Consider the following 12,616-nt stretch of genomic DNA (forward strand, 5'->3'; position numbering starts at 1 on the left):
CCCGTCCGTCGATCCGATCCGCCGGTCCCGGACCGCCGCTCAGCAGCTCAGACGGCGCCCTTCCCGGCGACCGAAGGTGCGATAGTGGACCGCGCCCGAGGGCATCTTGCCCTGCTCGACGGCACGGCGCACGTCGGCGTTGCAGCGCAGATATTCCCGCTCGTCGAACCCGGAATCGCCGCCGCGCTCCCGCCGCCCCCGGCCCCGGTCCTCGTAGTCCCGGTCGCCGTAGTCACGGTCGCGGAAGCCGCGATCCCGAGAGCCGTAATCGCGATCTCCATAGGACTGCGCCGAGGCCGAGCCCATCAGGGCCAGTCCCACCGCCAGCATTGCACCAAGCACCTTCATGTCACGTGTTCTCCTCGGTCGGGCGCAGGAACGGCCTGGATGCGCGTCCGGTTCGGCTCGGCTTGACCGCACGTCAACCTAGCGCGCGTTCCGCCAAAGGCCAGGGCGGCGCGCCCTCGCACGAACTGAGCTGGGGTTGCCATCCGGGGAAATCGGCTGGACCGATGGCTCAACGGCGCGGGCTCGGCAAAAACCGACTTCCGCCAGGCGCAACACCGTCCGCAAGCGTGGAACACGCCGGCGCCGAAGGTCTCGCGCCCGAGTTGGGATTGAAGGCAGGACGCCGATGGCCAGGAGCTCGGCGCCCCCATCCGTGCCGTGCGCCAGACCTGCGGGTCGGCGGGGGTGATCGTCGCTGCAGCCGACATGTGGCCGCCGTCTGGCGCTGCGGTTCGGTCCGCAACGAGCCGCGAAGGCGGGCCAAAATCGCTGTGGGCAGAGATGTAGGGAACCGTCGTCCGCTTCAGTCCGGCTGTGCGCGGTTCGCTCCCGTCGAGCGGGATGCCGACACCACAGTGGAATTGTTTCTAAAGCCCTGACGGGGATGGCTTTAAATGGTCGGAGCGAGAGGATTCGAACCTCCGACCCCTAGTCCCCCAGACTAGTGCGCTAACCGGGCTGCGCTACGCTCCGACGCCCCTAAAGGCAGGCGGTTCTTAGCTTTTGCCCCCTGGGGGCGCAACCCCCTCAATCGCGTCTCGGGCCACAAATCGGCAGGGAAGCGCAGCGTTGTGAGCGGTCGGTCCCACGGAAGTCCCACGCGGTGTTCCGGCGGCGTTCCTGACCGGAAACGCAAAAACGCGCGCCCCGGCCGACGCCGTGGGGCGCGTGACGGATAAGTCGGCAGTCGCAATGTGTGATGGTCAGTCCCAGTCGGGAGGTCCGCTCCCCACCGAGGGGGTGTGTCGTCGCTCGCTTGTTAGACGAGGTCCTGCTTGCCGAAGCGGCCTTCGGCTTTGGCACCGGATGTCATCGGTTTGGGCCGTGTGACCGCGATCCCCGCCCGGTCGCAGGCCAGGATCTCCTCGCCAGAGAATTAGCCGCGATCCGCCAGGACCTGGATGGTTTCCTGGTCGATGGCGCTCTGCGCCTGGCCTGCCATGTTGGCGAGTTGGGTGCGGTGGTGACCGACGTTGAAGACCATCGAGACCGAGCCGATCACGAACCACGTCAACATCGTCTCGACCAAGGCTGGCCAATTCGCCTATATGACGGTCGGCGGTCTGAACCAGGTCAAGGTGTTCCGCACCGAAGACTTCGCTCAGCTTGCCACCATTCCGACCGGTGCCTTGCCGCACGGGCTCCGGCCCTCGGGCGACGGCAGCCGCAACTATGTCGGCCTGGAAAACGCCGGCAAGGCGGCGGTGATCCGATCGAGCCTTTTACCAAACTCCACGCGCTGCCACTCTTGGAGGCGGTCCGCGCCATGGTAAGCAATTTGAAGCGCCGTCGAGCCCATCCCCGACACACGTTCGACAATCCGCGTGGCGTGACGACCTTGTTACCGCAAGATGGAGCGCGACCGGACAAGACCGCGAAGAAGGTATAAAATCCTTTTAGCGAGGCCTGACCGCGGGAAAAGAGGGAGTGATCCCGGCATGACTGCGCTGCTCGATCGTCGGAATGTGGTCTACGAAGTTCATTTGGCGATGCACAATCCGCGTGATAGGTACCCGCAACTCACCATCCGGTACGGCTTCGGACCTTTAAAGACACGGATATTTGAATGTCACAGGAATCATTTCGTGGTCTCAGAAAGGTCTCGCGATTCGCGAAATTGATTTCCAGCGCGCATCGGAAAAATATTCAAGTCATCAAGAAGTCCGGTTTGTTCGATTCGGATTTTTATATCTGGAGTAACAACATTGCTGTTGATGGCCAGATCGATGCGATTCATCATTATTTGACGATTGGTTGGAAAAAATACCTCGATCCGCATCCGTTGTTTAAAACAAGTTTTTACATGCTCCAAACGGGTCCGCTGAATGAACCGGCATTGTTGCATTATCTGAATATTGGTTACTTGGAAAAGCGTAATCCTCATCCACTCTTCGACATCAATCATTATCATGAGCAGCGTCCCGATGTTTGGGACAAGGAAGTAGAACCGGTTCGACATTATCTCGAGCATGGTGCGAAAGAGAACACCAATCCGTCGCCGTTTTTCGATGATAAATATTATAAGGCAACATATCCTTACGTTGCAACCAGTGGAATGAATAGCCTCATTCACTATGTCCTTCACGGAGACCGGGAAGGGCTTAACCCGTCGCGGGCATTCACAACGCGAGCGTACCTTGCGGCAAATGCCGATATCGTCGGCTCGGGTATCGGAGCGCTGGAACACTATGTTCTGCACGGGCGCAAGGAAGGACGTTCGCTGCGTCCGCCGCGGAACGCGCGCGTCAACAGCGCGGCTCTCGCTTCGTTGTCTGTCGTCATTCCGACTTACAATCGCGGGTCTCTCCTGCGCGAAACGCTAGAGTTGTGTCAGCAGCACGCGAAATCGCAGGATGTCGAATTCATCATCATCAATGATGGCTCGCGGGATGACACGACGCTCGTTCTGGAAGAGATGGCCGACCGCTACGACAACATCATCTATCGTTCTGTCGACAACGGAGGGCCCGGTCGCGCGCGTAACATCGGTGCGTCGCTCGCGACGAAGGAGGTCATCCTGTTCCTGGGTGACGATATACAGCCGTTCGATCGCGACTTCTTCGAGACGCATGCCCGGCTGCACAAAACGTATCCTTCTTCGCGCTTCGCCGTGCTCGGGAAATGCGTTTGGCCTGACAGCAAGAAGATGGATGTCAATCATGTCATGAGACATATCCAGGGCCGTGCTGGCGAGCAGTTCGGATACGCTGATTTTGTTCCCTATACGTTTATCGACTGGCGCTTTTTTTACACGGCGAATGTTTCGGTCAAGAAAGATCTTATCGATGATTGGGAGGCGGACGGCTTCAGCCCAAAATTCGATCTGTACGGGTTCGAAGACACCGAACTCGCCTATCGTCTCGCGCGAGGGCCGGGCGGATTCACGATCTTCTACGATCCGACGAGCATCGGGCGCCATATCCATCCATACACCGTGGACGGGTTCCTCAAGCGCCAGTTCAACACCGGTCTCATGGCCGACGTCTTCCTCAAGCTTCATGACGTCACCGAGGTTCTCGGCCTTCAGACGATCCTCGAGCATCTGCGGGCCCCGGCGAAGCCCGACGATGCCGCCGTGGTTTCCGATTGCCTGGCAATTCTGGAGGGAATCAAGGCGTGGGCACGCATCCTCGATCGCAATGGAGGGCTCGGCCATGAAGCTTGGCACGATGACCTTCTCTATGCCGTGTTCGAGGCAGCCTTCTTCCAAGGCTTCATCGCGGCACAGACCCGGTTCGATGCCAACCTCGCGAGTGCGTACCAGTTCGTTCTGAGCAGCTTCATGAACCGCATGCGTCGAACGATACATCATGAGTTGAGTGCATCGGAATTCATCTATTCTGGTCTTTTCGAACCCATCATCAGAGATGTTGAGTTATCGGGAGTCCAGTGAATGTTTTCGGTCGTCATCCCGGTCTATAATCACGAACGATACATCCGCGGCGCCGTCGCGTCGGCCCTGCAGTGCCGACTGGTCACGGAAATCCTCCTGGTCGATGACGGATCGCGTGATTCCTCGGCCGACATCATCGCGGGGCTCGCGCGGCAGCATCCGACGCGCATTCGGGATCTCACGACGGCGTCACGCGAGAATTGGGGGGCGCATGCGCGCTTGAACCAGCTCTGCGAGCTCGCATCGAACGAATGGATCGCCGTTCTCAATTCCGACGACGAGTTTACACCGGGGCGGTTCGACGTTGCTCAGGCGCTCACACGCACATCGGGCGCTGATCTGATCTGCGGATCGCTTCTCATCGTCGATGGCAGCGACAACGTGATCGGGCAGAAGCGCGGCCTGCTCGATCCGGAATATGCCTTTCCCGATGCGATCGACTTCAGCGGCCTGGATGACAAGGAGCAGATGCTGGCGGCTCTTTGCAGCCAGAACTTCCTCGCCACGACGACGAACATGATCTTCCGAAAAGCTTTCTTCAAGAAGGTCGGAGGTTTCAGCGATCTGAGATACGCGCATGATTGGGATTTCGCGCTGAAAGCGGCATTGCGTGGAAAGGTTCACTTGAGCCGATCCTATTTCGCGCGCTATCGCATCCATGAGTCGAACACGATCAAGGAAGTGTCGGGCCACATCGATGGTGAGATTCTGCGCTTCTTCACGCGGCTCCTATCCGAGTATCCCGAGATCGAACGAAGCCCGCTCTGTATCGCGGCCCTGGAATCGAACCGGCACCTGAGCCGGTATGTTGCAAGAGACGGTGTTGCCGTACGGGCCTCGTCTCCGGCTGACGCTGCGACGTTCGACTGGTCTCGGAGCCAGGAATTCTACTCGGTCAAGCCACGAGCCGTTTCCGGGCGGATGGGCCCGGCGGGTGCCGGTGCGCGCTACGCGGTTCAATCCTCCGAGGTGCTTCCGTTCAGAGCCCTCGAAAACAGCGTCCTCGCGCTCCAATGGGGCGATTACGATTTTACGATCATCTCGCCGTCCCTGTCCGAGCCACCTTCCGTAAGTCTCGGCACGGATGGCCGTTTGCAAGGTGTCTTCAACGCCCGGGCCGCCGCTCTGTTCACCGGTCAAGGCAGGGCCGAACAACCTTTGCGCGGTCGCATCATCCGCTGTGCGCCGCGCGAGGAGCATGATGAGCGTCTCAAGGCCCTCACCTCCGTCCCAGGCTTCGAATCCGCGAGCGTGAACGGGTCCGACATCGTTCTCGGCGCGGCTCCGCTGCCAGAGAACCCGGCCGCCATCGCGTTCCCGCCGGCGAAGAACGTGGGCGGCCCGCTGATCCTGGTGCTGCCGATGTTTCTGGCCGTCGGCGGCGTCGAGCGAAACACGATCGAGGTGATCCGCACGTTACGAGACCGGTATCGGTTCGTCGTCGTCACCACCGAGTGGCAGGCCAAGCACCAGGGCTCCCTGCATTACCAGCTCGACGCCCTGGACGTCCCGGTCCTCGACTTGGCGGAGATCTGCGATCGCTCGCAGCACGTCGCGCTGCTCTCGGCGTTACGATCCTGGTACAAGCCCGATGCTGTATGGATCTGCAACGGATCTCCCTGGCTCGCAGACCACGCGGAAGAGGTGCGGCGGATTTTCTCAAAGACGCCGATCGTGGATCAGCAAGTCTACGATACGGAGCACGGCTGGATCAATCGATACAACGATCCAGGCATTCAATCATTCGATCACTTTATTGCAATCAATACTCGGATCAGAGCAAATTTTCTCTCGAAAATCCGCATTCCCGCCCATCGCGTCAGCCTGGTCTACAGCGTGATCGACACGGCCAAGCTGAGTCATCCGCTGGCCAGCGCGGAGCAGGTACGCCAATTGAAGGCGGAGGTCGGCGCGACGCCCGATCAGCGCTGCTTTGCCTTCATCGGGCGCCTCACCGCCCAGAAGCGACCGCTCCGCTTTCTCGCACTCGCCCGCATGTCTCAGGACGCGAACCGCAGCGATCGCTTCCTTCTCGTGGGCGATGGCGAACTCAGTTCCGCCTGCGACCAGTTCATCGCCGAGCACAACCTGACGAACGTGGCCCGTATCCGATACTACGACGATTCCTGGGCAATGATGAGCAAGATCGACGGTCTCATCGTGACCTCGGCGTTCGAAGGATTGCCGATCGTTCTGTTGGAAGCCATGGCGTTCGGACGTCCGGCCTTCGCCACCGACGTGGGCGATATCAAGCCCGTGCTCGACGACTACGAGTCCGGCAGCGTCTTCGATCCCGATGCGTCGGAGACCGAAATGTGGAAGGCATTCTGCGACTGGTGTGATAATCTCGCCGTCGTGACCGCGAACGCACTCCGGCATCGGAACGATGTGCTGGAACGCTTTTCCTCCCGCACGATCTCTCGGCAATACGCGGAGATCTGGGACCGCCTCATTGCGGACGGTGCGCTTGCGGATCGTCGCACGCAGGAATGAGAATGCCTGTTTCCAACCTTTCCGGCAAAACGTGCCTGGTGCTCGGGGCGACGGGCTTCATCGGCTGGAATCTCTGCCGCCATCTCGTCTCGCAGGGCGCGCGCGTCCGGGCGGTGGTGCATCGGACGATCTCCGACGAGCAGCGACGCGATCCCGACATCGCGTGGCGTCAGGGCAGTTTCTCGGATCGGGATTTCATGGCCCGCACCCTCGAAGGGCAGAGCGTCGTTTTCCACTTGATCTCGACCTCATCGCCGGGGCGCTACAACACCGATCCTCTGGCCGACCTTCGCGAGAACGTGGAGCCGACGCTCCAACTCGCCGAACTCGCCATCGCTGCCGGGGTCGATCGCCTCGTCTTCACATCGTCCGGTGGGACGGTCTATGGGATCAGCCGCGATGTGTTCCTGAACGAAACGAGCCAGGCCAATCCGATTTCCTGCTACGGCGTCGGGAAACTCGCGTCGGAGAAATACCTCGAGATCTTCGCACGGTATCTCGGCCTGAAGTCGACCATCCTTCGGATTTCGAACCCGTATGGCCCCTACCAATTCGCGGCGAAGGGCCAGGGCCTGATCGGCAAGGTCATCAGTTGCGGCCTGAACAGGGAGACCCTGACGATCTGGGGCGACGGAAGCGTGGTGCGGGACTTCATCTATATCGATGACGTCGTGTCCGCGCTGACGGCCGCGGCCGGCTACGAGGGACCGGAGCACGTGTTCAATGTGGGGTCCGGCGTCGGTGCGAGCGTCATCGACGTGATTGCCGCCGTGCAACGTGCGACGGGGCTCGCTATCGAGGTGGATTATCAGCCCGGACGGGCCGCCGACGTTCCGGTCAACGTCCTTGATACGAGCCTGATTCGGAGCAGTCTGAAGTGGAGGCCGCGCGTGAGTCTGGAAGACGGATTGCGGCTGACCTATGCGTGGAATGCGGCCCGCCCGAACGCCATCGACGCCTGAAGCCCGATTTTGGCTCTCGCGCGCTGTGAGCCGTTACGGTCCTAGTTCATCGCGACGTGCTCGACCGATCGGACGGTCGAGCCGCTCCGCTCGACCCGTCCGGTCGTTCCCTATTCCCACTCGATGGTGCCCGGCGGCTTCGAGGTGATGTCGTAGGTCACGCGGTTGATGCCCTTGACCTCATTGATGATCCGGGTCGCCACGCGGCCGAGGAACGCCATGTCGAACGGGTAGAAATCCGCCGTCATGCCGTCGACCGAGGTCACGGCGCGCAGCGCGCAGACGTGGTCATAGGTCCGCCCGTCGCCCATCACGCCGACCGTCTTCACCGGCAGGATCACCGCGAAGGCCTGCCAGATGGTGTCGTAGAGGCCGGCCTTGCGGATTTCGTCCAGGTAGATCGCATCGGCCTTGCGAAGGGCTTCCAGCTTCTCCGGCGTGATGGTGCCGGGGCAGCGGATGGCGAGGCCCGGGCCCGGGAACGGATGGCGCCCCACGAAGGCCTCCGGCAGGCCGAGTTCCTTGCCGAGCACCCGGACCTCGTCCTTGAACAGCTCGCGCAGGGGCTCCACGAGCCGCATGTTCATGCGCGCGGGCAGGCCGCCGACGTTGTGGTGGCTCTTGATGGTCACGGAGGGACCGCCCGTGAACGAGACGCTCTCGATCACGTCGGGGTAGAGCGTGCCCTGCGCCAGGAACGCCGCGCCGCCGATCTTCTTGGATTCCGCCTCGAACACGTCGATGAACAGGCGCCCGATGATCTTGCGCTTCTGCTCGGGGTCGCTGACGCCGTCGAGTTCGCCGAGGAAGAGGTCCTGCGCCTGCACGTGGACGAGCGGGATGTTGTAGTGGTCGCGGAACAGGCGCACGACCTCCTCGGCCTCGCCCATGCGCAGCAGGCCGTGGTCGACGAAGACGCAGGTCAGCTGCTCGCCGATCGCCTCATGGATCAGGACGGCGGCCACGGAGGAATCGACGCCGCCCGACAGGCCGCAGATCACCTTCTCCGAGCCGACCTGCTCGCGAATCTTGGCGATCGCCTCCTCGCGATAGGCGCCCATGGTCCAGTCGCCGGTGCAGCCGGCGATATCGCGCACGAAGTTGCGGATCAGGAGCGCGCCGTGCGGCGTGTGGGCGACCTCGGGATGGAACTGCACCGCGTAGTAGTTCCGCGCCTCGTCGGCCACCGCCGCGAAGGGCGCGTTCTTCGACATGGCCACGGTGGTGAAGCCGTCCGGCAGCTTGGTGACGCGGTCGCCGTGGCTCATCCAGACGGGGTAATGCTCGCCCACGTGCCAGACGCCCTTGAACAGCGGGCATTCCGAGAGGATCTCGATCTCGGCCCGGCCGAATTCGGCGTGGTGCCCGCCCTCGACCTCGCCGCCGAGCTGCGCCGCCATGGTCTGCTGGCCGTAGCAGATGCCGAAGACCGGAACGCCCGAATCGAACACGATCTGCGGCGTGCGGGGAGACGCCTCCGTGGTGACCGATTCGGGGCCACCGGAGAGGATGACGCCCTTGGGCTTCGTCTCCGCGAAGGCCTCGGCCGCCTTGGTGAAGGGGACGATCTCGCAATAGACGCCCTCTTCGCGCACGCGGCGCGCGATCAGCTGCGTCACCTGGCTGCCGAAATCGACGATGAGGATCTTGTCGTGTTCTGTCGTCATGGAACCGCAGTTAGACGAGGCCTCGGCGCCGTGCAACGGATCGGCCCGCAGACCCGCCCCGCGAGATGCAACGGATTGGGGATTCGTGGCTCGGGGCCCATGGACCGGTCGTTCATGGGCGGGCGCCGAAATCCTGCGTCCCAGCAACGAACGGGCGCCTCATGTCATGAGAGCCACCGTCTTCGGGATCGCCGCCCTCGCCCTCACGGGCACCGGTACCGCCTTCTACCCTGCCCTTCGCGCGCGACCTCGCGCCGGCCAGCGGCATCGCGCGGGTTCGGGTCGTGCGCCGGACGGTGATCACCAAGAGCCGCGGGCGCGCGTGGTCGTGGTGCCCAATCGCCGCTGCTTCGAGCGGAAGGCGCCGTCTCCGTTTGCCGCGGCCGCGCCGGGGAGACGGAATGGCCCCGTGCGGGGTCCTTCTTCGTTTCAGCCCCCGCGCTGCAGGGTCGCGACGTAGAATCCGTCCGTGCCCGTCAGGGCGGGGCTCATCTGCAGGCCGTGCGTGGTGAGGCGAATGACGGGGGCGAGGTCCGGTGCACGGTCAGCCAGCACCGCCTCCGCCGCGACGATGGCGAAATCACCCGGACGGCGTTCGAGGAGGCCCGCCACCGCCGCATCGTTCTCCTCGGGCAGGAGCGAGCAGGTGATGTAGGTGATCCGGCCGCCCGGCCGCACCAGACGCGCCGCGCGGTCGAGGACGCCGGCCTGATCGCCGACCCTCGTGCCGAGCGCGTTGGGACGCATCCGCCACTTCGCGTCGGGATTGCGCCGCCACGTGCCCGAGCCGGTGCAGGGCGCGTCCACGAGCACACGGTCGGCGGTGCCGTCGAGGTCCGCGAGCACGTCGGCGCGGGCCTTTCCGGCGCGGGGCGTGCGGATCTCGGCCGTGGCGCCCGCGCGGCGCAGGCGCTCGTGGATGGGGGCGAGCCGGCGCGGATCGTCGTCGCTGGCGATCAGGCGGCCCGCATTGTCCATCATCGCGGCAAGACTCAGGGTCTTGCCACCGCCGCCGGCGCAGAGATCGACGACGGTCTCGCCGGGGCGCGCGCCGCTGAGCAGGCTCGCCAGTTGCGAGCCCTCGTCCTGGATCTCGTACCAGCCGTCGATGAATTCCGGCTCGACGTGGAGTGCGGGTCCGCGCCCGTCCTCGCCGATGGGAATGCGCAGGCCGTGCGGGGCATGCGGCGTCGGAGCCGGCCCGAGATGGGCGAGGCCCTCCAGGGCCTCCGCGCGGCCGCGCTTCAGGGTGTTGACCCGGATATCGAGGGGGGCACGGCGGGCCAGCGCGCGCAACTCGTCGAGGGTCGCAGCGCCGAAGGTCGCTTCCAGCGAGGGCAGGACCCATTCGGGCACGTCGCCCGCGACGTGGAGCGGCGCATCCGCCAGCGTCCCCTCGGTGAGGCGCCGCATCTCGGTCTCGCTCAAAGGGGCGGGGGCGAAGCGCTCGCCGGAAAACAGCTCCGCGATGGTCGAGGCGGCGCGCCCGTACTGAAGCCGCAGCATGCCGATGACGAGGCCGCGCGGGCTCTCGTCGGACATGATCCAGGCGGCCGAGGCGCGGCGGCGCAGGGTGTCGTAGACGAGGCTGGCGATCGCGGCCCGGTCGCCCGAGCCGGCGAATCGGTGCGCGAGGCCCCAATCCTTGAGGGCGTCGGCGGCGGGGCGGCGGCGGGCGGCGATGTCGGCGAGGACCTCGATGGCGGCGGACAGGCGGGCGGGGGGCGTCAGGGCATGGTCCTCGTGTTCGCGGCCGCCGCGATACGGTCACGCTTGGGGCGTGACCGGCCACAATACGGCCGAGCTTCCGGCGCGTTTGCCGCTCAGCTTGAGCGACGGTGCCGCGCGGAGCGGTCATCCGGAGCTTTAGAGAACGCCATGTCTCCCGTCATCCACCTCGCTGTCTCGGGCCTTGTGCTCCTGGCCGTCGCCGCCTGCTCAACGGCTCCGGCCGCGCCCGACCTGTCGACTCCGCCGCCGCGTCGGCCCGATGCCAAGACCCAGCTCGAATATGGCGCGCCCCCGCCGCCGCCGCCCGGACCGCGCTACTGAACCGTTCTCCCGATCAGGCAGCCTTGGCGGTTTCGCGGGCACGCCGGTTCTCGTAGGCCTTGATGTGGGTGTAGACGCGGTCGAGCATGGAATGCGCGACCGCGTCGGGCGCCCGCGCGATCAGGTCGCCGATGATGTGATCGGCCTCGATCCGGGCCCCGCCCTCGATGTCGCGCAGCATCGAGGCGGTGAAGGTCGAGCCCTCGGCCGTGAGGGTGGCGCGGGTGTTCTCCATCACCTTGGGGCGCGGGGCGTAACCGGCGCCCTCCGCGATGGCGCGGCACTCTTCCATCAGGGCCTCGATGAAAACTCGGCCGCCGGGCGCCGCGACGATGTCTCCGATGGTGGCGCGCATCAAGCAGGTGGCGCCGGCGAGCGTCGCGAGGAAGCTCCACTTCTCCCACATCTCCAGCACCACGCTCTCGCTCAGGCGTGCCTGGAACGTGACGCCCTGCATCAGGGCCTCGATCGCCTCGACCCGTGCCGAGCGGCCACCGGCGCGCTCGCCATAGGTCAGGGTGTGCAGCGGGGTCATCTGGCGGATCTCGCCGTTCGGCCCGAGCGTCCCCACGATGGAGCAGGAGCCGCCGAGCACGCGCTCCTCGCCGAAGGCCGCGGCCAGGGCATCGAGGTGGCGCATCCCGTTCAGGATGGGCAGGATCGCCGTGTCGGCGCCGACCGCCGGAGCCACATCGGCGATGGCGCTGTCGAGGTCGTAGGCCTTGCAGGAGAGGAGCACGAGGTCGAAGGCGCCACCCGCTCCGTCCGCGAGGGCGGCGGCGGTGACGGTCTGCGGCGCGGGAATGTGGAGGTTGCCCACGGGGCTCTCCACGACCAGCCCGGCGGCGGCGAGCTTGGCGGCCCGGGCCGGCCGGACCAGGAAGGTGACGTCGCGCCCGACCTCAGCCAACCGCGCCCCGAAATACCCACCGGTGGCCCCGGCGCCGACAACGAGCACGCGCATGGTCGTATCCCTCTCCTGTTCAGGCGCCTAGCCTTACCCGAGGCGCGGCCCGTCGATCCAGCGACTTCGCGCCGAGTCCTTACCCGCAATCCCGGCACGTAGCCTTCGCCCGGACGTCGGATCTGCCCGGAGCTCAGAGCCCGATCGGCGCGGAGAAGATCCGGACGGCGAAGACGATCCACATGGCGAGCAGCACCAGGGTGCCGGCGGCGTAGGCCCGGAAGCGGTAAGGCACGTGATTCGTGGTGAGATAGACTCCGGCATGGAGGAACCGCGTCGCGACGAAGACCCAGGCCAGGACCACGAACAGCAGATCCGCCTTGCGCGTCGCCATCGCGAAGCCGACGAGAACGTAGAACAGCACCGGAATCTCGAACTGGTTCGAGAAGGTGTTGGCCGCCTGCTGCGCCGGGGCGGGCCAGTTGCGCTGGCCCATCGAGAGTTCACGGCCCCGCGCCTCCCCGCCCCGGACGGCGCCGAGGCGGGCGCGTCCCATCCAGAACAGGAGCGCGAAGGTGAGAAGCACCTGCGCGAAGACGGGCGCGAGGATGGCTTGGACGGTCACGGCGAATCCTTC

At 64.6% G+C, this 12,616-nt stretch carries 9 protein-coding genes, 1 tRNA gene and 2 pseudogenes; 5 read left to right on the forward strand and 7 right to left on the reverse strand.

Translation table 11 applies throughout. From position 1 onward, the window contains the following. Positions 1-39: 39 nt before the first annotated feature. The 3 genes and pseudogenes from MKK54_RS23515 to MKK54_RS23525 form a co-directional block, all read right to left on the reverse strand. On the reverse strand, positions 40-348 hold the full coding sequence (locus MKK54_RS23515; protein WP_244014916.1) for a hypothetical protein: 309 nt from the start codon (positions 346-348) through the stop codon (positions 40-42). A 555-nt stretch (positions 349-903) separates the two neighbouring features. Beyond that, positions 904-981: transfer RNA gene (locus MKK54_RS23520), tRNA-Pro, on the reverse strand. A gap of 289 nt (positions 982-1,270) precedes the next feature. Then, positions 1,271-1,549 (reverse strand): annotated as a pseudogene (locus MKK54_RS23525) (IS5/IS1182 family transposase); the annotation flags it as partial. Between MKK54_RS23525 and MKK54_RS23530 the strand changes: the two are divergent. From MKK54_RS23530 to MKK54_RS23545, 4 genes and pseudogenes are all read left to right on the forward strand, one after another. After that, positions 1,482-1,718 (forward strand): annotated as a pseudogene (locus MKK54_RS23530) (YncE family protein); the annotation flags it as partial. The pseudogenes MKK54_RS23525 and MKK54_RS23530 sit on opposite strands and share 68 nt — an antisense overlap. A 356-nt stretch (positions 1,719-2,074) precedes the next feature. Continuing rightward, a complete protein-coding gene (locus tag MKK54_RS23535; RefSeq protein WP_244014918.1) occupies positions 2,075-3,901 on the forward strand; it encodes a glycosyltransferase family 2 protein in 1,827 nt (608 codons plus the stop codon). Then, positions 3,902-6,394: a glycosyltransferase gene (locus tag MKK54_RS23540; RefSeq protein WP_244014920.1), complete on the forward strand. Its 2,493-nt coding sequence runs from the start codon at positions 3,902-3,904 to the stop codon at positions 6,392-6,394. A gap of 2 nt (positions 6,395-6,396) precedes the next feature. After that, entirely contained in the window at positions 6,397-7,356 is a 960-nt protein-coding gene (locus MKK54_RS23545) for an NAD-dependent epimerase/dehydratase family protein (protein WP_244014922.1), read from the forward strand. 110 nt (positions 7,357-7,466) lie between these two features. Here the strand turns inward: MKK54_RS23545 and guaA are convergent, their stop codons facing one another. Both guaA and MKK54_RS23555 read right to left on the reverse strand, forming a co-directional pair. Further along, complete coding sequence (gene guaA / locus MKK54_RS23550) at positions 7,467-9,023, reverse strand: glutamine-hydrolyzing GMP synthase (RefSeq protein ID WP_244014924.1); 1,557 nt, start codon at positions 9,021-9,023, stop codon at positions 7,467-7,469. Between the two features lie 429 nt (positions 9,024-9,452). Then, positions 9,453-10,754, reverse strand: a complete 1,302-nt coding sequence (locus MKK54_RS23555) for an RsmB/NOP family class I SAM-dependent RNA methyltransferase (protein WP_244015262.1) — start codon at positions 10,752-10,754, stop codon at positions 9,453-9,455. A 147-nt stretch (positions 10,755-10,901) separates the two neighbouring features. Between MKK54_RS23555 and MKK54_RS23560 the strand changes: the two genes are divergently transcribed. Next, positions 10,902-11,075, forward strand: a complete 174-nt coding sequence (locus MKK54_RS23560; RefSeq protein ID WP_244014926.1) for a hypothetical protein — start codon at positions 10,902-10,904, stop codon at positions 11,073-11,075. 13 nt (positions 11,076-11,088) lie between these two features. Here the strand turns inward: MKK54_RS23560 and panE are convergent, their stop codons facing one another. Beyond that, positions 11,089-12,039: a 2-dehydropantoate 2-reductase gene (panE, locus tag MKK54_RS23565; RefSeq protein WP_244014928.1), complete on the reverse strand. Its 951-nt coding sequence runs from the start codon at positions 12,037-12,039 to the stop codon at positions 11,089-11,091. 133 nt (positions 12,040-12,172) lie between these two features. Continuing rightward, positions 12,173-12,604: an MAPEG family protein gene (locus MKK54_RS23570; RefSeq protein WP_244014930.1), complete on the reverse strand. Its 432-nt coding sequence runs from the start codon at positions 12,602-12,604 to the stop codon at positions 12,173-12,175. Positions 12,605-12,616 lie beyond the last annotated feature (12 nt).

Source organism: Methylobacterium sp. J-068, from assembly GCF_022829445.1.
Classification (GTDB): domain Bacteria; phylum Pseudomonadota; class Alphaproteobacteria; order Rhizobiales; family Beijerinckiaceae; genus Methylobacterium.

Bases quoted from the DNA above. Each gene is read 5' to 3' on its own strand.
- MKK54_RS23535 (WP_244014918.1), top strand. From the start codon at position 2,075: ATGTCACAGGAATCATTTCGTGGTCTCAGAAAGGTCTCGCGATTCGCG.
- MKK54_RS23540 (WP_244014920.1), top strand. From the start codon at position 3,902: ATGTTTTCGGTCGTCATCCCGGTCTATAATCACGAACGATACATCCGC.
- guaA (WP_244014924.1), bottom strand. From the start codon at position 9,023: ATGACGACAGAACACGACAAGATCCTCATCGTCGATTTCGGCAGCCAG.
- panE (WP_244014928.1), bottom strand. From the start codon at position 12,039: ATGCGCGTGCTCGTTGTCGGCGCCGGGGCCACCGGTGGGTATTTCGGG.
- MKK54_RS23560 (WP_244014926.1), top strand. From the start codon at position 10,902: ATGTCTCCCGTCATCCACCTCGCTGTCTCGGGCCTTGTGCTCCTGGCC.
- MKK54_RS23515 (WP_244014916.1), bottom strand. From the start codon at position 348: ATGAAGGTGCTTGGTGCAATGCTGGCGGTGGGACTGGCCCTGATGGGC.
- MKK54_RS23545 (WP_244014922.1), top strand. From the start codon at position 6,397: ATGCCTGTTTCCAACCTTTCCGGCAAAACGTGCCTGGTGCTCGGGGCG.